This window comes from Actinoplanes sp. NPDC026619 (assembly GCF_040638295.1).
Classification (GTDB): Bacteria; Actinomycetota; Actinomycetes; order Mycobacteriales; family Micromonosporaceae; genus Actinoplanes.
In genome coordinates, this window is sequence record NZ_JBEZYA010000038.1 from 40,166 (window position 1) to 60,206 (window position 20,041).

The window sequence follows — 20,041 nt, forward strand, 5'->3', positions numbered from 1 at the left end:
TGCCGCCGGTCACTTCGCCGGCCGCGAGCCGGCCCGGCACCGCCGTCCACCCGCCGCCTGTCGGCAACGCCGCCGCCTCCGTCAGGGCGGTACCGGCCAGGTACCCAGGCCCACCGCCGCGGCGGCGTCCCCCGGCAAGATACGGATAGAGTCCATCTGAGTGACACGAACCGGATCCGGGCAAGGGAGGTCGATGCCGGTGCGGCCACCTCAGCCAACGTCCGGCTCCTCCCGGCGCCGGCAGCAGCCGGAGACCGCGGCCGCCGCGGTGCTGAGATTGGGCGAGGAGCTGGCCGGCCTGCGCTGGGCGAAGCGCTCCCGCTCGGTGATCGAGCAGGCGAAGGGTGTGCTGATGGCGCGCCTGAACTGCTCGGCCGAGCAGGCCTTCGAGCAGCTCGTCCGGATGTCTCAGCGCACCAATACGAAGGTCGCTGAAGTAGCCGCCGGACTGCTGGGCCTGACCGCGCCGGTCCATCCCGAGCCGGCTCCGGACGATGCCTTTCCCCGGCCGTCCGCCCTGCCCGACCAGGAGGCCGCTCGCTACCACCTGGCCTGCGCGGCGATGTCGAGTGCGAGCGACGCCGACAGCGTGGCGGAGGCCCTGCTGGCCGAGGGCCTGCGGCCGTGCGGAGCCGTGGCAGTGGTGATCGCTGTCCGGGATGAGGACGGTGCCGTGCGACTGGTCGGCTCGCACGGGCTGCCACGCGGACTCGTCAGCTCGTGGCAGCGGCTGCCGCCGGAGCTGAAGGTCGGCTTCCTGACCTCCGTCACCGAGGGCCGCGCGTTGTGGCTCACCCGGGCGGACGCGGCTGCGGCCGGGCTCGAGCTGCTCGGCGACGCCGGTTTCCGTGCCTGTCTTCCGCTACGGCGCGACGGGAAGGTCTTCGGTGTCGTGGTCGTCCTGTTCGACGACGACCCGGGTCTGGACCAGACCGGGCGGGCGCTGGTCGCCGCGCTGGCCGCCGCAGCGGGACGCCGCCTGGATCGACCGCAGTCGGATCGGCGCACCTCGATCGCCGCCGCGTCCGCGCACTGGCTGGAGGCCGTGCTGGAGGCGTTGCCGGGATCGTTCGCTCTGCTCTGTCCCGTAACCGACGAATCCGGTGTGACCGTTGACTGGCGCTTCGACAAATGCAGCCCGGGCGCTCGCGACGCGGTCGGCCGCACCGGTGATCAGCTTGTCGGACGGCGGCTGCTCGAACTGCATCCACAACTGGCCGGCAGCGCCATTCTTCGCGGCTACGACGACGTCCTTCGCACGGGGCAACCCTTCACCTACGGACCGGCGCGAGAACCGCTCGGCAGAAGCGCCGCCACCACGATCTGGATCCGGGCCGCCCGCCTGGGCGAAGGAATTCTTATCACCTGGCGGCACGACGACCACCGGCACGAACTGCTCGAGCGCATCCGCTCGGTGCATGATGTAGGCCCCGCCGGGTGGGCCGAGTGGGACCTGCAGACCGGCGAGGTGCACTGGGCACCCGAGAACGCCGAGGTGATCGGGGAGGGAACGGCGCTCCCGCTGGCCGAGCTGGACCGCTGCGCGAAACCGGAGGACCGCGGCATCCTCGCGGCCGCGATCGAGATGCTGCTACGCGATCACACCGGCACCCACCTGACCGTGCGGGTGAGTGCGGGCGACCGATCCAACCCCGTACGGATGGTGCTGGAGCCGGTCCTCGACGGCCGCGAGCGCCTCATCGCCGTCACCGGCGCGTTCGCCGTGATAGCCTCGGGCCTGAATCGACCGGTCCCGGCATCGTCGCCGTCATCCGCGGACGCCCGGCCACCGGCCGGCATCGATGCGCCGGATCCGCCCAGCGACGATCATGCGCTGGCCGAGACGCTCCGACACCTCGCCGGCGAGGTGCGGCACGCCGGCTCCGAACAGCAGGCGCAAGCCCTCGTCGACCAGGCGACGGGAATGCTGAGCGTGCGACTGGACTGCTCGATCGACACTGCGCTCGATCACCTGACCCGAACCGCCCGCCGGCGCCGGTCGACACTTGTCCAGACCGCGGCGGAGGTGATCGGTGTCCCACCACCCCCGGCGACCATCGCAGGTCGCCAGGCGGCCGTCGAGCAATTCCGCCCCGAGCGCTACCTCGGCAACCTGTGCCCGATCCGCGCAGACGCGCCGGATGGTCCGGCGGTTACCAGCCGCGCTACCGGCGATCGCCTCAGCCGCCTGCGGGCCGCGATGGCACAGGTGACGGACGGCGACGAACTCGCGTCGGTCCTCTGGCGAGAGGGCCTGCGCGAAGTGGGCGTCCATGCCGTGCTGTTCGGGGTGTTGGAACCCGACGGAGCGGTGCGGCTGGTCGGCACCTACGGGCTGTCGCCCGAGCTGGTGAGTAGGTGGCGCCGCACGCCCAGCTCCCTCAATGTGGCATATCTGCGCGCGGTGGCCACCGACAGTCCTCTCTGGATCACCGGACAGGAAGCGGCCACGCGCGGCTACCAGCTGTTGGGAGCGGGCGATCTACGGGCGTGCCTGCCGCTGCGTGAGGACGGCCGGATCTTCGGAGTCGCGTCGGTGCTCTGGCCACGCCCGACGGTTCCGGACGACGCGACCCGCGCCCACGTGGCCGCGCTGGCCGAAGCCGCCGGCCTCCGCCTGTCCGAGATGCTCCGCGCCGGCGACGCCCGGACAGCGCCGGCATCGCCCGCCGCGCGCTGGGCCACGATCGTGGTCGGCGCGCTCCCCGCCTGCTATGCGCTGCTGCGCCCGGTGCGCGGCGAGGCCGGAGAGATCGCGGACTGGCAGTTCGAGGCGTGCAGCCCGGAAACGGTGGATGTCGCCGGCCGGGTGCCGGCCGAGATCATCGGGCGCCGGTTGCGCAAGCTCTATCCGCACGTCCTCTCCGCCGGTATCGCCAAGGTCTACCTCGCGGCGATGCGCACTGGCGGCTTCGCCGAGTGGGGGCCAATCGAGGTCGACATCGAAACGGCTCGCGGCCCGGTCACCGTGGCCATGAGCGGCCGGGCGTCCAAGTTCGGCGACGGCATCCTGATTCACTGGCGCCAGCCTGGCCGGGACGCCCTCGCCGACAGGTTGCGGCTGCTCGAGCTGGCTGTCGGCGGCGGCTGGGCCGAATGGGATCTGACCGGCGGCGAGGCGACCTGGTCGCCGATGGCCTACGAGGTGCTCCGCCGCGATCCGCGCCTCGGTCCGGTCAAGCTGGGCGCACTGCGCCGCTATGTCGTGGCCGAGGACGAGACGCTGATCGCCGACGCCGTACGCATACTCACCCGGCTCAAGCAGCCCGTCGACTACGCCGTGCGGCTGCGCCGGCACGGCGAGATCAGCCGCGTCCGGTTCGCCGCCCGGCCGGTAACCGACGACCACGGAAGGGTGACCGTGGTGCACGCGGCGTTCAGGCGCCTCGGCGGCTGAACGCCGGAGATCAGACCTCCGTCCTGTCGTCGGTCTTGGAACGCCGCCGTCCCCAGACCGCCAAGGCGACCCAGACGACTCCCGCTGCCAGCCGCGTGCCCCAGCCCGGCTCCTGCCGCGGGCCTGGCAGGATGACCCCCTCCGGCGGGTCGGCTCGGTCGATCGGCACGCCGGCGAAGGCAATCCGCGCCGCTGCGACCGCCTCGTCGCGGCTCAGGTATGCCTCGTTGCTCGTCAGTTGCTCGCCGCCGCCGCTCCAGCGCCACCGCCAGGTGCCGTCCGGGTTGCGCCACAGCTGGATCGACTGATCGGGGGCTTCGTCCGCCGGGCCGGGACCGTCAGCGCCGGACAGCCCGGCGCGGACATCCTCGGCCGTCAGCTCGGCGAGGCTCGACGCGGTTCCCGCCTTGAGTGCCCGGGCCACGCCGAAGGCCACCGCCGCCACGACGAACGGCAACGTGCACACGAGGATCTGCAGGGTACGCAGAATGCCGGTCACCGGCATGGCGGTGAGCCGGGCGATGATGTCGTCGGCCGCCGCCACGAGCAGCACTGCGAAGAAGGTCAGCGCCCACGCGCCGATGGCCACTCGCCATGGGCGTTCCCGAGGTCGCTCGAGCACCTGGTGCTCCGCCCGGTCGGGTGTTCGCCACCGCTCGAGCCAGGGCCACGCGTACAGCAACATGAAGGTCACCGTGCCCAGGCCGACGGCCGGCAGGAACGGCGCAGGCACCAGGTGCCCGAACACGTGGAACTCGATTCTCGGGAACAGCCGCAGCGCGCCGTCGCCCCAGGCCACGTACCAGTCCGGCTGGGCCGGCGAGGTGGCCTGGGCCGGGTTGAACGGGCCGTAGATCCACACTGGGTTGATCTGGACCAGACCACCGAGAGCGAAGACGACGGCGAGCACGCCAGTGGCCAGGCTGAGCGACCGTACGGTGTAGGCCGGCCAGAGCCGGGAGCCGACGACGGTGCGTTCATTGCGGCCGGGCCCGGGGAACTGCGAGTGCTTCTGGCGGATGATGATCGCCAGGTGCAGGGAGATCAGCGCCGCGAAGATCGCCGGAACGATGAACACGTGACTGATGTACAGCCGTGGCGTCGTGGCGTCCGTGGGGAACTCGCCACCGAAGGCCAGCAGAGCGATCCACGAGCCGACGACGGGAATGGACAGCACGACCGAGTAGATGATCCGCAGACCGGTGCCGGACAGCAGGTCGTCCGGCATGGAATAGCCGGTGAAGCCGTTGAGCAGAGCCAGCGCGAGCATGGTCATCCCGATCACCCAGTTGATCTCCCGGGGCCGGCGGAAGGCGCCGGTGAAGAAGACCCGCAGCAGGTGCAGGACGATGGCGCCGACGAACAGCAGCGCCGCCCAATGGTGCGCCTGCCGGATCAGCAGCCCGGCGCGTACGTCGAAGCTGAGCGAGACGGTCGAGGCGTACGCGCTGGAGACCTCGGAGCCGGCCAGCGGCCCGTACGCCCCGTCGTAGATCTTCTCCGAGGTGCTCGGCTCGAAGAACAGAGTGAGATAGGTGCCGGTGAGAACGAGAGCGATGAAGCAGTAGAGGGCGAGCTCCCCGAACATGAATGTCCAGTGGTCGGGGAAGACCTTCGCCAGGGCGGTCCGCCCGACCGAGGTGGTGCCGAGGCGGCTGTCGAGGGCACGATAGAGCCGTCGGGTGATCACGGGCGACTCCAGAAGCCGGCACCCGGCGGGGCGGTGAAGTCGCCGCGGGCGCGCAGGTAGCCGTCCGCGTCCACCTCGATCGGCAGGCCAGGAAGCGGACGGGCGGCCGGACCGGCGATCGGCTTCGCCCCGGCCAGCAGGTCGAACGCCGACTGGTGGCAAGGACAGAGCATCCGGCCGGTGGTCTGCTCGTACAACGCGACCGGGCAGCCGGCGTGGGTGCACAGCAGCGAGTACGCCACCAGGCCTCCGGCGACGAGACCACCGGCGGGCGTGGCAGTGAGCCGGTCGGGGTCGAGTCGTACCACGAAGGCCGGGGCGTCGCCGTCCTTGGGGTGGCCCTCGGGCACGACGATCTGGATCGTCTGGCTGTTCACGTCGTCGGCCCGTACCGGGACACCCTCGGGTGTCACCAGCCGGACGCCCCCGGCCCGCCAGGCCGTTCGCCGCAGTTCGGTGACGGGATCCGGCCGGCGCAACGGCAACAGCGAACGAAGCGGGAAGAGCATCGCGACACCGATGGCGCCGAACGCGAGCCCGAACATGCCCACCAGTCCGCGCCGGCGTACCGGGCTCTGCGGGCCGGCTGCCGCCGCGGCCAGCAGCCCGCGCTGCTGCGGAGGCGCGCTCAGCGGCGGCCGTTCCTCCACATAGCCGCCGCTGGGCAGCAGGTGCCGGCCCCACAGCCACAGCCCGACGGCCAGCCCGGCGAACGCGACACCCAGACCGACGCCGAGCAGTTGCGTGTTGCCGCCCACGCTGTACACCACCGCGAAACCGGCCGCTCCGAGCACGGACACGCCGAACGCGATCCGGATGCCGCGAACGGCCCCTCGCTCACCCCCCATCGGCCCCGGGTCCGCGCTCATCGGGCTCGGCTCCCGAGCCGGCGGGCCAGTAACAGCAGCGCCGCAAGACCGATCACCCAGGCCACCGCGCCCTCCGGGAAGGGGCCCAGCCGTCCCAGGGACCAGCCGCCCCGGTCCAGGTTTCCCCGGTCGTCCTGAAGAACGTCGACGTAGGTGGCGATCGCGTCGATGTCGCGGTCACCGAGAACGTTCGCCGGGAACTGTGGCATCAGGCCTGGTCCCACCCGGATGGCCTCGCCGATCTGCGTCGGCGTGGCGCGCAGCAACGATGGCGCGAACCGCCCGTTGTTGAGTGTGGCCCCGACGCCGGCGGCCGAGTGGCAGGCCGAGCAGTACGTCAGGTAGAGCTCCCGGCCACTGCGGACGTCTCCGGCCGTGACGACCGGTATCTGCGGTCCGCCGCCGGGCGGGAACAATGCCACGTAGTCCACCAGCGCATCGATCTCGGTCGGCGAGAACACCGCGTCCCGGTGGACGTCGGAGTAGCGCTCCTGCTGCACCGGCATCCGCCCGGTGCTGAGCTGGAAGTCAACGTCGGCGGGTCCGACCCCGCTCAGGGCCGGGCCGCGCTGGCTGCCCTCGCCGGTCATCCCGTGGCAACTCGCGCAGCTCTGCTGGTAGAGCCGCGCTCCGGGGTCCGAGGCCGGAACGGCGGGTCCCGTGGGCCCGGTCGAGGACACCGGCGATGGGACGGCGGTGGGTGACGACGGCACCGGCTCGGCCAGCACCGGCATGCCGAGCAGGCCGAGACCGGCCGCGGCGGCCAGCAGGCGGCGGCCGGGCCGACCGGCCGGGCCGGCGGGTGGCGAGGTCATGGTCGTGCTCCTCAGTCCAGGGTGAACAGGTACGCCGCGATATCTTGGGCGTCGTCGGGGGTGACGCCCAGGTCAGGCATCGCTGTGCCGGGTTCCACCGCCTGCGGGTTCTCGATCCAGTGCTGCAGGTTCGGGCCGCTGTTGACCAGTTCCCCGGCGATGTAGGAACGACTGCCGAACCGGGTGAGCGGCGGCCCGACCAGTCCATCGGCCCCTTTGACGCCGGGCACGGTATGGCACGAGCCGCAGCCGTACCGGTTGATCAGCTGAGCTCCGCGGCCGGGATCCCCGGACGGAACCTCGGCCGGGGCGGTGGGCGACAGGGTGGAGCAGCCACCGGGCGCGGCGACCAGCGCAGCTGCCGCCGCCATCGGCCAGATCCAGCGCAGTCGGTTCGTCACACCGCCACCTCCTCAGTACCGCTGCGACCGTGCTCCGGTCGCATGTCCCGCTCGCCAGGCGTGCGCCGCTCCAGGGCCGTGATCCACCGCAGGAAAAGGACGATGGCGGCGATCAGCATGACGACGTCCATGGGCACCCACATGATCAAACCCGCTAGCTGCTGGTCCGCCAGGGGGTCCGGGCCGGCCAGAAACTCGGCGGCATAGATGGGGGCCGGGGCCAGTGTCAGGACGGCGCCCAATGCTGCCGCCGGCATGCCGGTCGCGAACAGCAGCAGGAACCCGACCGGTGGACTGAGCCGTGCCGCCCGTGAGCCGACCAGCGTGGACCAGAGAAACCAGGCGGCGCTCACCAGGGTGAGGTGCTCGAATCCGTGGACCAGCTCGTTCTCCTCGACCCATCGGTACGGCACGGGCAGATGCCAGAACCACAGCACGCCCGTGTGCAACCCGGCCGCGATCAACGCTGTATTGAGCGGCCGGCGTAACCATCGGCTGGCGGCCGCGGCGCGTAGCCGGCCCAGTGCCCGGCGCAGCCGGCGGGGGGCGGCGACCACGAGCGGCAGCGATGCGCTCCCGGCTGCCAGCAGCGGACCGGCCACCAGCATGAGAATCATGTGTTGCGTCATATGCCCGGCAAGGGATCGCTCCGACGCCTCGTGGATCGGCCCCTGCTGCGCCGACAGCAGGATCAGCAGGCCCGCGCCGAACGCGGCCACCCGCCACCCCGGCAGGACGACCCCGACCCCCCTGCGGGTCCACAACTCCTGGACGCCGCGCCCGTAGGCCGCTCCCAGCGCGGCCACGGCCAGGATGCCGACGACACCGGTCCAGTCTTCCCCGGCTCCGATCTCGCCGTGGGCCAGCGGAATCATCGCGGTCATCCCTGACATGGCGCCAGCACCAGAACGGCGGCGCCGCCGGCGATGATGATGGCCAGAAACAGCGCGTTGGCGCACACGCCGAGCAGAGCGAGCATTCCGGCGCGCTCCATCCGCGGATCATCGTCGCCCTTGGCGGCGTTCGTCTGACGCCATGCCCGCCACGCCATCAGCAGCGCCGCCGCCGCTACCAGAGCGGGCAGGACGACACCCGCACCGACCACCGCACGCAGCGGGACACCCTGGACGCTGGTGTGCCCGGATTGGCAAGTCAGTTCGTCGGCCCCCCAGGCGACGAAGACGTGCACGGCCCAGGCCAGCGCGCCGCCGAGCACGGCGAACCACATGAGCAGGCCACCGATCTGGTGGCTGCGGCGCTTGGTCGAGGAACCCATCACAGCCTCGGCGAGAGGTAGAGGGAGAGGAAGATCGCCACCCAGACGACGTCGACGAAGTGCCAGTAGATCGCGGTCAGCCGGACCCGCTCGTGCCGGCGGTAGCCGAAACTGCCCCGCAGCGACGCGGCCAACAGCCAGCCCACCATCAGTAACCCCACCGCCACGTGGAAGCCGTGGAAGGTGGTGATGCCGTAGAACAGCGACGAGTACGCATCGGTGGTGAAGGTGTGCTTCTTCAGGTCCTCGGAGTACTCCCAGACCTGCATCCCCAGGAACGCCAGCCCGAGCACCAGGGTGATGGCCAGGCCGGCCCGTAGCCGCCAGCGCTGTCCCTTGCGGATTCCGCGCTCGGCCCACATGACCGGCAGGCTGCTGGGCAACAGCAACGCCGTCATGAACAGCACTTTGGTGAGCTTCGGGTCCTCGATGCCCGGTGGTGGCCACTGCCCTGACTGGAAACGGATGTAGAAGTAGCTACCCAGCGCGGCGGCGAAGAAGGTCGCCTCGGTAGTGACGAACAGGATCATTCCCCACCAGCCGGTGGTCCGGCCCGACGGCATCTCGGTGGCGAGCGCCTGAGCCTGAGTAGCCTCTTTCGCCACGGCGGTCACCGCGCCACCCCCGCTTCCTCGGGCGTCCGTTCCGGCGGCCACAGCCACCGGGCCAGCGATCCGGCCACGATGACCGCCCCGGCACCGGCCACCCAGTACCAGCCCCAGAGCAGACCCAGCACGACGACGAGGATGCCGACTGCGTTGACGAAGGGCACCAGGGCCGGCTCGGGCATCTCGAGCACACGCTCGTGCTGGCCGTCCAACTCGCTGGTCTGCACCGCGCGGTGTCCGGTGAGGATCGTGCCCTCGACGAGCGCCGTTCGCGTCCGTTCGTCCCACATCGGGTGCAGGCTGTGCACCAGCGGGACAACGGCGAAGTTGTACGGCTTCGGAGGGGACGCCGTGCCCCATTCCAGGGTGTCGCCGCCCCACGGGTCGTCCTCGGCCGGTGCGCCGCGCCGGATCGCGTGGATAACGCCGATCAGCACCAGCAGCAGTCCGACCGCGAGGACGTACGCGCCGATGGTGGAGATGAGGTTGGGAATGTTCCAGCCGAGATCGCCAGGATAGGTGTAGACCCGTCGCGGCATGCCGAACAGCCCGGCGACGTGCATCGGGAAGAACGTGGTGTTGAAGCCGATGAAAACAAGCCAGAACGCCCACCGGCCGAGCCGTTCGCTGAACATCTTCCCGGTGAACTTCGGCAGCCAGTAGTAGACGCCGGCGATCATCGGGAACACCGCCCCGCCGAAGAGCACGTAGTGGAAATGCGCCACGACGAAGTAGGAGTCGGTGACCTGCTGGTCGAACGCGGTGATGGCGAACATGACGCCGGTGAACCCGCCGAGCACGAACGTCACGATGAACCCGACGACGAACAGGAACGGCGTGCGCACGACGATCCGGCCGCGCAGCATCGTGGCCAGCCAGCCGATGATCTGGATACCGGAGGGGATAGTGATCAAGGTGCTGGCGGCGCTGAAGAAGCTGTAGGACAGCTGGGGCAGCCCGGTGGCGAACATGTGGTGCACCCACACCCCGAACGAGATGATCGAGATCGTGACGATGGCGAGGACCATCAGCGGGTACGCGACCACCCCGCGCCGGCAGAAGGCGGGTAGCACCGCCGAGACGATCCCGAGGGCCGGCATCACGATGATGTACACGTCCGGATGCCCGAAGATCCAGAACAGATGCTGCCAGAGCAGGGTGCTGCCGCCGTCGTGCGGGTCAAAGAAGTGCGCACCGAAGCGCCGGTCGAGAAACAGCATCGCGTTGTCGAGATTCAGTGCCGGCAACGCGAAGATCACCATGAACGAGGTGCCCACGATGGCCCAGACGAACAACGGCACCCGGTTGAGCGACATTCCCGGCGCGCGCAGCTTCAGTGCGGTGACGATGAAGTTGATGGCCCCGATGGTGGTGGACACGCCGAGGAAGAGCAGTCCGAGCGAGTAGACATCGAGGTTGATGCCGAGCGAGTACGGGCGATCGGTCAACGGGACATAACCGAACCAGCCGCCGTCGGGGGCCTTGCCCAGAAACTGGCTGCCGAACATGATCGATCCCGCGAACAGGAACACCCAGTAGCCGAACGCGTTGAGTCGCGGAAAGGCCATGTCCCGGGCGCCGATCATCAGGGGCACCAGGAAGTTGCCGAACCCGAAGAACATCGGCGTGGCGACCAGGAAGATCATCGCCGTGCCATGCATGGTGAACAGCTGGTCGTACTCCTCCGGCGACAGGATCGACGCGTTGGGCCGGGCCAGCTGCGTTCGCATGACCATCGCATCCATGCCGGCCAGGATGAAGAAGGCCCCCGCGGTGATCATGTACCGGCGACCGATCCGCTTGTGGTCGACGGTGCTGAAGAAGCTGTGCACCGACGGGCGTTCGCCCCACTCCTGCTCGAGGCGGGCGAGCTCCTGAGGGTCCGTGCTCGGACTCGGTCTTTCCTCGGTGCTGGCGGACATGGGGCTCCTGTCGGTCGCCTTACTTCAGGGACTGGAGGTAGGCCACCAGGTCGGGCAGATCCTGGGCGGCGACGGGCTGGGGCGGCATGGCGTTACCCGGTTTGATGGTCTGCGAGTTGGCGATCCAGCCCCCGAGGTGCCCGGCGTCGTTGGGGGCGGCGCCCGCGCCGATGCTCCATCGTGAGCCGATCGTCGTGAGGTCCGGCCCTACCGTGCCGTCGGCGGACGTGCCTCGCACGGTGTGGCAGGAGGCGCAGGAGCCTTGCTCGAACACCGCCTTGCCGCGCTGCTGCGCCGCGGTGAGGGTCGGTGTGGTCGGCTGGGCCTGCGCGGTCACCCAGGCGTCGAACTGCGCTCGCGGCTCGGCGACCACCAGGAATGCCATGAAGGCGTGCTGCTGGCCGCAGTACTCGGCACATTGACCCCGGTAATTGCCCGCTTCATCCGTGTATAGCCAGGTCTCGTTGACCTTGCCGGCGATGAGGTCGGTCTTGGGCATCAGGTTCGGCACCCAGAAGCTGTGCTGTACGTCCGCGGTCCGCAGGCGCACCCGCACCGATTCGCCGATCGGAATGTGGATCTCGTTCGCCGTCACCGCTGCGGGCTGGTCCGGGTAGTGCACCTCCCACCACCAGCGGTGGCCGACCACCTCGATGTTCACGGCGGCGTTCTTCCCGGGCGGTGAGGCGAGGGCGTTGAGGTCGTGCAGGCCGATCCCGTAGACCACGGCAAGGATGACGAACGGGATGGCCACACCCAGAACGCTGACCATACCGAGCGCGTCCCCGCCGCGGACCCGGGCGGTGGCACGGCGGCGGCGCCACAGTGCCCAGCCCAGAAGAGTCATCACTTCGGCGAAGACGGCGACCGAGATCCAAAAGAAAAGCCACCAGAGACCTTCGGTGCGCCGCGCGCCGGCCCCCGAGGCGTGCAGGGTCGACTGCGACCCGCCGGAACATCCGGCGAGCAGCAGGAGCAGAACGAGGGCCGGGGCCGGCCGCACTCTCCGAGTGCCGGTGCCGTGCCCACCACGTCGGCGCATCCGTTCTCCCTTCGTAGCGAGGGCACGTTCCCCCCCAACCGGCGCTCTAAGCAGGTCCGCCGCCGGTAATTTGCGCCTCTCCCCCGATGCCCGCGGTGGCGCGGTCCCTCGCGTGTCAGGTGACGCGCCACTGCTCGGCATCGGTACGGCGGAACGTCAGCCCGTTGCCCGGACCGGCGTCGCCCGCTGCCGCCGATCCCCCGTCGGCGTTCACCGTCCCGTCGAAGAGCATCGTCTCGATCCGGACGTGGTCGTGGAACCACTCGAGGTGCCGTAGGTTCGGCGTGGCAGCGGCGACGGCGAGATGCTGGTGCGGCGCACAATGCCCGGATACCTCGAGGCCGTGGGCCGCCGCGACTGCGGCGGCCCGCCGGAACTCGGTGATCCCGCCGCAGCGGGTTACGTCGACTTGCAGGCAGTCCACGTACGGGGCCATGCGGGCGAAATACGTGAGGTCGTAGCCGTACTCGCCGGCGGCGACGTCGGGGTGGACGGCGTCCCGGACCTGGCCGAGACCTTGGAGGTCGTCGGAGCTGACCGGCTCCTCGAACCAGCGCACGTCGAGATCGGCGGCGGCGCGCATCATCCGGATCGCCTGTTTGCGCTGGTAGGCGCCGTTGGCGTCGACGTAGAGCTCGGCGTCGCCGATCGTGCGGCGGGCGGCGGCCATGCGGGCGAGATCGCGTGGCACGTCGGTGCCCCACGACTCGCCGATCTTGATTTTCACCCGGGGGATGCCCTCGTCGTGCACCCAGCCGGCCAGTTGAGCATGCTGCCGTTCGGCGTCGTAGGTGGTGAACCCGCCGCTGCCGTAGACCGGGACCACCGGGCGGACCGTGCCGAGCAGCCGGGTCAGCGGCATGTCGTGGCGGCGGGCTTTGAGGTCCCAGAGCGCGTTGTCGGCGGCCGACAATGCCAGGCCGCCGATGCCGGGGCGCCCGGCGTTGCGCAGGCGTCGTTGCATCGCCACCCAGGCGGCCGGCACGTCGTCCGGGTCGATCTTCTCCACGACTCCGGCGAGCAGGCCGGTGACCACCTGACCCGCGGCCGGCGGTCCGTACGTCCAGCCCAGCCCGGTGACCTCCTCGGCGCTCGCTTCCACGACCACGATCGTGGTGCTGGACCAGGCCAGCGTGCCGTCCGCCTCCGGGGCGTCGGTCGGGACGGTGTAGGCCGACGCGGTCAGCGCGACCATCGGCGTACCCCCCAGCCCAGCGCCACGACGGCAGCGCCCGCCACCGCCGCCGTGGTCGCCAGCCGCGCCGCCGCCGTGGGCGGTTCGGGCCGATCGGCCCAGCGTCGTTCGGGAACGCCACGGCCGTCGTCGCCGTCCAGGCCGGCGCGCAGCAGTTCGGCCAGGTGGACTCCGCGGCGGCCGCCGGCGTCGCTCTGTTGCACCTGAGTGCGGCAGCTGAATCCGTCGGCCAGGATCACGTCGCTCGGATCGGCGTCGCGCACCGCGGGCAGCAGTACCCGTTCGGCGCAGGCCTCGGAGACTTCGTAGTGGCCTTCTTCGAAGCCGAAGTTGCCGGCCAACCCGCAGCAGCCGGAGTCGAGCACCTCGGCGTCGACGCCGGCGTCGGCCAGCAGCTTGGTGTCGGCGTCGTAGCCCATGATCGCGTGGTGGTGGCAGTGGGTCTGGATGTGCGCCGTGCGGTTGATCTGAGGCGGCTGCCAGCCGGGCGTGTGTGCGGTGAGCAGTTCGGCCAGGGTCACCGTCTGTCGCCGCAGGCGCTGCACGTCCTGGTCGTCGGGGAAGAGTTCCTCGGCGTCGCTGCGGAACACCGCGGTGCAGCTGGGTTCCAGGCCGAGGATCAGGTGTCCGGCGCGCAGGTGCGGCCGCAGCACGTCGACAGTGCGCATCAGCACCCGTTTGGCCATGTCGAGCTGGCCGGTGGAGATCCAGGTCAGGCCGCAGCACACCTTCTGCTCGGGTACGACGACCCGCCAGCCGGCGTCCTCGACGACCTCGACGGCGGCCCGGGCGATACCCGGATCGAAGTGGTTGGTGAACGTGTCCGGCCACAGCACCACCTCGCCGCGTCCGCCGCTGCCTCGGGGGGTGTGGCGGGCGAACCACTGCTGGAAGGTTTCGTCGGCGAACACCGGCACCTCCCGGCGGGTGTCCACCCCGGCGGTCTTCTTCGCGAGCCAGGCCAGGCCGGGGGCGTGCGAAAGGGCGTTCGCCAGCCGGGGAGCGGTGGCTGCGACCGCGGCCGCGGCGACGGGCAGCCAGCCCATCGAGTAGTGCGTCCGGGGCCGCAGCCGCCCCTCGTAGTGGTGTGACAGGAACTCGGCCTTGTACGTGGCCATGTCCACGTTGACCGGGCAGTCGGCCTTGCAGCCCTTGCAGGCCAGGCACAGATCGAGGGCGTCCTTGACCGCGTCGGACCGCCAGCCGTCGGCGATGGCCCCACCACGAATCGTGCCGTCGAGCATCTCGAACAGCAGCCGGGCCCGGCCCCGGGTCGAGTGTTCCTCCTCCTTGGTCGCCATGTACGACGGACACATGACGCCGCCTTCATGCCGACGGCAGCGGCCAACGCCGACGCAGCGCAGCACCGCCCGGCCGAAGCTGCCCTCGTCGTGCGGATATTGGAAGTGCGTGGCGACGTCGCCGTGGTTGTAGTCCACGCCGAGGCGCAGCTGGCCGTCGAGCGGGTTCGGAGCGGTCACCTTGCCCGGGTTCATCCGGTTGCCGGGATCGAAGATCGCCTTGAACTGCCCGAACGCGCGAACGAGGTCGTCGCCGAACATCTTCGGCAGCAGCTCGCCGCGGGCCTGCCCGTCGCCGTGCTCGCCGGAGAACGACCCGCCGTAACGCACCACCAGGTCGGCGGCGTGCTCGATGAAGGACCGGAACTTCGCGATGCCGTCGGCATTGACCAGGTCGAACGGGATCCGGGTATGCACGCAGCCCTGCCCGAAGTGGCCGTACAGCGACGCCTGCTGGTAGCCGTACTCGTCGTACAGGCTCTGCAGGTCGCGCAGGTAATCGCCGAGGTCGTCCGGATCGACCGCGGAGTCCTCCCAGCCCGGCCAGGTGTCGGGCAGGCCGGGCACCCGCGCGGTCGCGCCCAGCCCGGACTCCCGGATCAGCCACATCTGTTTCTCATGCTGTGGGTCGTCGAAGAAGCCGACATCCGGCTCGTCCCGCTTCTTACCCAGCGCAGCCAGCATCGCATCCGCCGCGGCGTCAGCGTCCTGCTTGGTATCGCCACCCATCTGCACCAGCAGGTAGGCGCCTCGCTCCGGCAGCAGCTTCAGCGCATCCGGGTTGAGGTTCTTACGCTGCTGGAAGTCGATCAGCTTGCGATCGATGCCCTCCAGCGCGATCGGGGCGTGCGGCAGAATCTTCGGCACATCGTCCGCCGCGGCGGCGATATCGGGATAGGACAGGAAAGCCAGGGTGCGGGCCTTGACGATCGGCACGAGCTTGAGCCGGGCCCGCAGCACCGTCACGCAGGTGCCTTCGGTGCCCACCAGGGACTGGGCGACGTGGAGATTTTTTTCCGGCAGCAGGCTGTCGAGGTTGTAGCCGGACACCCGGCGCGGAATATTCGGATACCGGGTGCGAATCTGTGCCAGGTACTCGTCGCGCAAGGCGCGCAGCTGGCGGTAGATCTCGGCTGGGCGGCCACCGGCGGTCTGGATACGTTCGTATTCGCCGTCCGGGGTCTCCCCCACCCACATCCGGGTGCCGTCGTAGAGCAGCACCTCCAGCTCAACGATGTTGTCGACCACCTTGCCGGTGCGCTGCGCCGTCGCGCCGCACGAGTTGTTGCCGATCATCCCGCCGAGCGTGCAGTGATTGTGCGTGGCCGGTTCCGGCCCGTACTCCAGGCCCGTGTCCTTCAGCTGGTCGTTGAGCACGTCCAGCACGATGCCCGGCTCGACCAGGCAGGTGCGGTTGTCCGCGTCCACTTCGAGCAGCCGGTGGCAGTACTTCGACCAGTCGATGATCACCGCGACGTTGGTGCACTCCCCGGCCAGGCTCGTGCCGCCGCCACGGGAGGTGATCGGCGCGCCATAGCGGCGGCAGACCGCGACCGCGGCGGCGCCGGCCTCTACCGTGCGCGGCACGACCACCCCGATCGGCACCTGCCGGTAGTTGGACCCATCGGTCGAGTACGCCCCGCGGGACCCGGCGTCGAAGCGGACTTCACCGTCCACCTCGACCGCCAGGTCCCGTTCCAGCCCGGCGACGTCGATGTCACCGGTGTCCGGGATCCGCAGAACAGGATCGGGCAGGTCGACCGCGGTCATGCCCGCAACTCGTTGATCTTGTCGCGGACCACCGTCGCCACCGTCGCGACCTTGTGCGGCTGACCGCGCAGGAACGCCTCGGTGAAGTGCTTCGCCTGGTCGTACTTCACCTTGCCCGGCATCGGCGGCTCGTTCGGGTTGACGTCCACGTCGACCAGCGCCGGACCGGGGTGGGCCAGGGCATCGGCGATGGCGCTGCGCACATCACCGGGCTTGGTCACCTTCGCCGCGTACGCCCCACAACCGCGCGCCCAACTCGCGAAGTCGGCCTCGGGCTGCTGGTGCCGCACCGCATACTCGGGGTAGCCGAGGATGATCTGCTCCCAGAGGATCTGCCCGTACGAGTTGTTGTTGTTGACAACCACCTTGATCGGCAGCTCGTGCCGCACCGCGGTGAGGAAGTCGGCCATCAGCATCGCGAACCCACCGTCACCGACGTACGCGATGACCTGCCGGCCCGGATAGGCGTGCTGGATGCCGATGGAGTACGGCAGGCCCGGCGCCATCGTGGCGAGGTTTCCGGAGATGAAGTACTGCCGGTCCCCGCGGATAGTCCAGTGGCGCGCGGACCAGGTAGCGATCGTGCCGGAGTCGCACGTCAGGATCGCGTCGTCGGTGGCGAGCTCATCGATCACACCCATCACGTACTGCGGAGCGATCGGGTCGCGGCTCTCGTCCTGCAGGGCGGTCATGTCCGCGCGCCAGGAATCCATCTCCTTGCGATACTTGGCCAGGAACGAGCCGTCCCCACCGGTCAGCAGCGGCAACAAACCCTGCAAGCCCTTCTTCGCGTCCGCGGCAATCGGCGCCTCCACCGGCAGCCGCAGGCCGATCAGTGTCGGATCACTGTCGATCTGCACCACCCGCACCTTGCCCGGCTCCGGCAGATACTTCCCGTACGGGAACGACGTGCCCACCATCAGCAGGGTGTCGCACTCCTCCATCGCCTCCTCGCTGGGCTTCGTACCCAACAGCCCCAGTCCGCCCGTCGTGACCGGGTGGTCGTCGGGCACGACTGCCTTGCCGGGCAGGGTCTTGACGACCGGTGCACCCAGCTTCTCCGCCGCCGCGATCACCTCGTCGCGAGCGTGCAGCGCACCGACGCCGACCAGGATCGCCGGCTTCTTCGCCGCGTTCAGCACCTCCGCCGCCGCCCGCAGCTCCTGCTCACCCGGGGGAAGCTGCGGCCGATCCAGGTTCGGCAGGCTCACCGGCTTGCTGCCCGGCGCCGGGTGGCGGTACGGATCCTCGTCGACCGCGGCGACCTGGATGTCGTTCGGAAACGTCAGGTGCGACACCGTTTTCTTGATCAACGCGTTGCGGATCGCCAGGTCCACCACGCCCGGCATCTGCTGCGGGTTGGTGATCATCAGGTTGTACTCGGCCACGTCCTGATACAGCCGGTCCAGGTGCACCTCCTGCTGGTAACGCGAACCCAGCAGCGACGTCTCCTGCATACCCGTGATCGCCAGCACCGGCACATGATCGAGTTTCGCGTCGTACAGCCCGTTGAGCAGATGAATCGCCCCCGGCCCCGACGTCGCCGCGCACACCCCCAGCCTCCCGGTGGCCTTCGCGTAGCCGGTCGCCATGAACGCGGCAGCCTCCTCGTGGTGCACCAGGATGAATTTGAGCTGATCGGCGTGCCGGCGGAAACCCTCCATCAGCCCGTTGATGCCATCGCCCGGCAGCCCGAACACGGTGTCCACTCCCCAGGCGATCAACCGCTTCGCCAGGCTCTCGCCCACAATCTCCGACATCGTCACGTCCCTTCCGTCACCGCACCCCGCACCCTTCGCGCACCGGGTCGCCGGCGCCCTACCCCTCGGCCGCACCGGCAAACGGCCGCACCGGGGACCTGAGGCCGGCCGTATGCCACTGTCCGACCAGAGCGTCACGGACGGCGCTCACGGTGATCTCGCGGCGGCACCGAGCTGATCGCATGCAGGGCGTCGGCCATGGCGCCGGCCCCCAGGACGGTCCGGCCGGCTGCCGCGGACGTCACCACATCCCGCGCGAGGTGGCGGCCGCCCAGAACCCGGGCGGTGACCGCTGAGCCGATCGTCGCCCGGTCGCCGGCGGATGTCGGAACCGGCACCGGATACGTCGGCGGGATGCCACCCGACGCCCAGCGGGCGAGGGCCACCCTCGCTACACCGGCTTCCGGACGGCACCGGATCTGGTTCCCGCCACCGCGAGGTGGGCCAGCCCAGCACTCGAGTCTTCGCGCCGTCGGCCGGAGCCGGAGCCGGTGGGCAGACCGACTGCGCTGGTTCACCGGCCAGCCCCGCGGCAGCCCGGCAGGCTACGGCGGCCGTGGCCGGCTCGGCTTCGGTGACAGACATGGCGGGAAGGGATGCTTGCCCGGCCGGCCGGCAGCAGAACAGCCGTGTCACGCCCAGGTGGGTGAGCAGCCGGAACAGCTCCGCCGGAACGTTGAATACAGCGAGCGTCGTGCCTGTGTGCCCCCCGGCACGGTAGCCGTCGACCAGGGCCCGGACCGTTTCGGCGCCGGCAGCGCCGGCGCCGCGCAGATCGACGACCAGATGCCGGGGCCGCTCCTGGACTGCCGTGTCGACCAGGACGTCGCGCAACTGCGCGGCGGCGCCGGCGTCAATGTCACCTGCGATGGTGACGACTGCCCGCTGCCCTTTCACATAGATGCTGATTCCCGCTGGTGTAACGACGGCGGGGCGGTCGTCCGTCTCGCCGTCGAGCTGCCGGCGCAGTGACTGCAGGGTTCGTCGTAGCAGGCGCGAGACGTTCATCTGCGACATACCTATGGCACCGGCGATCTGCTCCTGAGTGGCGTCACCGAAGAAGTACTGAGTGACGACGAAGTGCTCACGCTCGGGCAGCCGCCGCAGAAGCTCACGCAGTGCAAGCCGGTCGCACGCCGAGATCAGATCCGGGTCGTCGGCACCGACCAGGTCCTGGCGTTCGACGGCGTCGGCGACGGCCGACACCCCGCTGTTCAAGGAGTCGACGTCATAGGCATTCCCGGCCGCCCAGGTCGCCAGGACCTCTTCCTGAGTGATCTCCAGGGCGGCCGCGAGGTCGCCGACAGTCGGCGTGCGCCGCAGTTGCTGCATCAGCGATGCGCGAGCCCGCACGAATTCGAGGTGTCGTTCCTGCAGACCGCGAGAGACATGCATGGTCCAGCCTTTGTCCCGGAAATGCCGCTTGACCTCCCCCACGACCGTGGGAATCAGGTAACCGAAGAACGGACTTCCTCGTCGCGGATCGAAGCCGTCCACCGCCTTGACCAAGGCGAGTGCGGCGACCTGCTCAAGGTCGTCGACGTCCTGCCCGCGATTGCGGTACCGATGCGCCAAACGCGCGGCGAACGGAAGATTCAGCTCGATGATCCGGGCCCGGAGCCCATCCCGGTCGGCCGGCCCGGTAGCGGGATCGTCCATCGTGGCGAAGAGCGCGGCCGTGGCCAACTCCGTGTCGCCCATCCCGGATCCAGCCGATCGGCGGACCGGCACGGGAAACGCATCGACAGCATGATGAAGTGTCACAAGTCCCCCCAAAAGGCATCGCCGGGTGCAGCTCCGACGCCCGCCATTGCTGCCGAAGCGGGTCGGAGCGAACGCAAAGAGAGCGCGGGACTGACCGGCTGGCCTCTTGACCTGGGATTCAGCGTCAGGGAATGCCGTCGGTTCCGCTCTGCTCGCCCGTCAGGTGGGCTCAGGGACCCTGGCGCCGTCGTATTGACGCCGCGTGCGAGTTGCGGCCGGATTCCCCGCCAT

General features: G+C 69.9%; 14 protein-coding genes. 1 reads left to right on the plus strand and 13 read right to left on the minus strand.

Annotation, left to right across the window (positions count from 1 at the left end):
* Positions 1–199: 199 nt before the first annotated feature.
* Complete coding sequence (locus AB0E90_RS45970; RefSeq protein WP_360419003.1) at positions 200–3,397, plus strand: ANTAR domain-containing protein; 3,198 nt, start codon at positions 200–202, stop codon at positions 3,395–3,397.
* Positions 3,398–3,407: 10 nt separating this feature from the next.
* On the opposite strand, the gene AB0E90_RS45975 is transcribed toward AB0E90_RS45970, so the two are convergent.
* The 13 genes from AB0E90_RS45975 to AB0E90_RS46035 form a co-directional block, all read right to left on the minus strand.
* Positions 3,408–5,087: a cytochrome bc complex cytochrome b subunit gene (locus AB0E90_RS45975; RefSeq protein ID WP_360419005.1), complete on the minus strand. Its 1,680-nt coding sequence runs from the start codon at positions 5,085–5,087 to the stop codon at positions 3,408–3,410.
* Positions 5,084–5,956: a Rieske 2Fe-2S domain-containing protein gene (locus AB0E90_RS45980; protein WP_360419007.1), complete on the minus strand. Its 873-nt coding sequence runs from the start codon at positions 5,954–5,956 to the stop codon at positions 5,084–5,086. The genes AB0E90_RS45975 and AB0E90_RS45980 overlap by 4 nt, the downstream gene beginning before the upstream one ends.
* Positions 5,953–6,771 carry a c-type cytochrome gene (locus AB0E90_RS45985; RefSeq protein WP_360419009.1) on the minus strand — a complete coding sequence of 273 codons (819 nt, stop codon included), beginning with the start codon at positions 6,769–6,771 and terminating at the stop codon, positions 5,953–5,955. The genes AB0E90_RS45980 and AB0E90_RS45985 overlap by 4 nt, the downstream gene beginning before the upstream one ends.
* An 11-nt stretch (positions 6,772–6,782) precedes the next feature.
* Positions 6,783–7,172, minus strand: coding sequence for a c-type cytochrome (locus tag AB0E90_RS45990; RefSeq protein ID WP_360419011.1), 390 nt, complete (start codon positions 7,170–7,172; stop codon positions 6,783–6,785).
* Positions 7,169–8,047 carry a cytochrome c oxidase assembly protein gene (locus AB0E90_RS45995; RefSeq protein WP_360419013.1) on the minus strand — a complete coding sequence of 293 codons (879 nt, stop codon included), beginning with the start codon at positions 8,045–8,047 and terminating at the stop codon, positions 7,169–7,171. Before AB0E90_RS45995 ends, AB0E90_RS45990 begins: the two co-directional genes overlap by 4 nt.
* A gap of 5 nt (positions 8,048–8,052) precedes the next feature.
* Positions 8,053–8,448 (minus strand): hypothetical protein, encoded by a 396-nt coding sequence (locus tag AB0E90_RS46000; RefSeq protein ID WP_360419015.1) that lies wholly within the window; start codon positions 8,446–8,448, stop codon positions 8,053–8,055.
* The gene (locus tag AB0E90_RS46005; RefSeq protein WP_360419017.1) at positions 8,448–9,062 is read right to left on the minus strand and encodes a heme-copper oxidase subunit III; all 615 of its coding nucleotides are present in this window, start codon (positions 9,060–9,062) and stop codon (positions 8,448–8,450) included. The genes AB0E90_RS46000 and AB0E90_RS46005 overlap by 1 nt, the downstream gene beginning before the upstream one ends.
* Positions 9,059–10,978, minus strand: coding sequence for a cytochrome c oxidase subunit I (gene ctaD / locus AB0E90_RS46010; RefSeq protein ID WP_360419019.1), 1,920 nt, complete (start codon positions 10,976–10,978; stop codon positions 9,059–9,061). Before ctaD ends, AB0E90_RS46005 begins: the two co-directional genes overlap by 4 nt.
* A 19-nt stretch (positions 10,979–10,997) precedes the next feature.
* Complete coding sequence (coxB, locus tag AB0E90_RS46015; protein ID WP_360419021.1) at positions 10,998–12,020, minus strand: cytochrome c oxidase subunit II; 1,023 nt, start codon at positions 12,018–12,020, stop codon at positions 10,998–11,000.
* A gap of 115 nt (positions 12,021–12,135) precedes the next feature.
* Positions 12,136–13,215, minus strand: a complete 1,080-nt coding sequence (locus AB0E90_RS46020; protein ID WP_360419023.1) for an enolase C-terminal domain-like protein — start codon at positions 13,213–13,215, stop codon at positions 12,136–12,138.
* On the minus strand, positions 13,203–16,286 hold the full coding sequence (locus AB0E90_RS46025) for an FAD-linked oxidase C-terminal domain-containing protein (protein WP_360419025.1): 3,084 nt from the start codon (positions 16,284–16,286) through the stop codon (positions 13,203–13,205). The genes AB0E90_RS46020 and AB0E90_RS46025 overlap by 13 nt, the downstream gene beginning before the upstream one ends.
* Positions 16,283–18,046: a thiamine pyrophosphate-dependent enzyme gene (locus AB0E90_RS46030; protein WP_360419027.1), complete on the minus strand. Its 1,764-nt coding sequence runs from the start codon at positions 18,044–18,046 to the stop codon at positions 16,283–16,285. Before AB0E90_RS46030 ends, AB0E90_RS46025 begins: the two co-directional genes overlap by 4 nt.
* Positions 18,047–18,193: 147 nt before the next feature.
* Entirely contained in the window at positions 18,194–19,747 is a 1,554-nt protein-coding gene (locus AB0E90_RS46035) for a SigB/SigF/SigG family RNA polymerase sigma factor (RefSeq protein WP_360419029.1), read from the minus strand.
* Between the last annotated feature and the right edge of the window lie 294 nt (positions 19,748–20,041).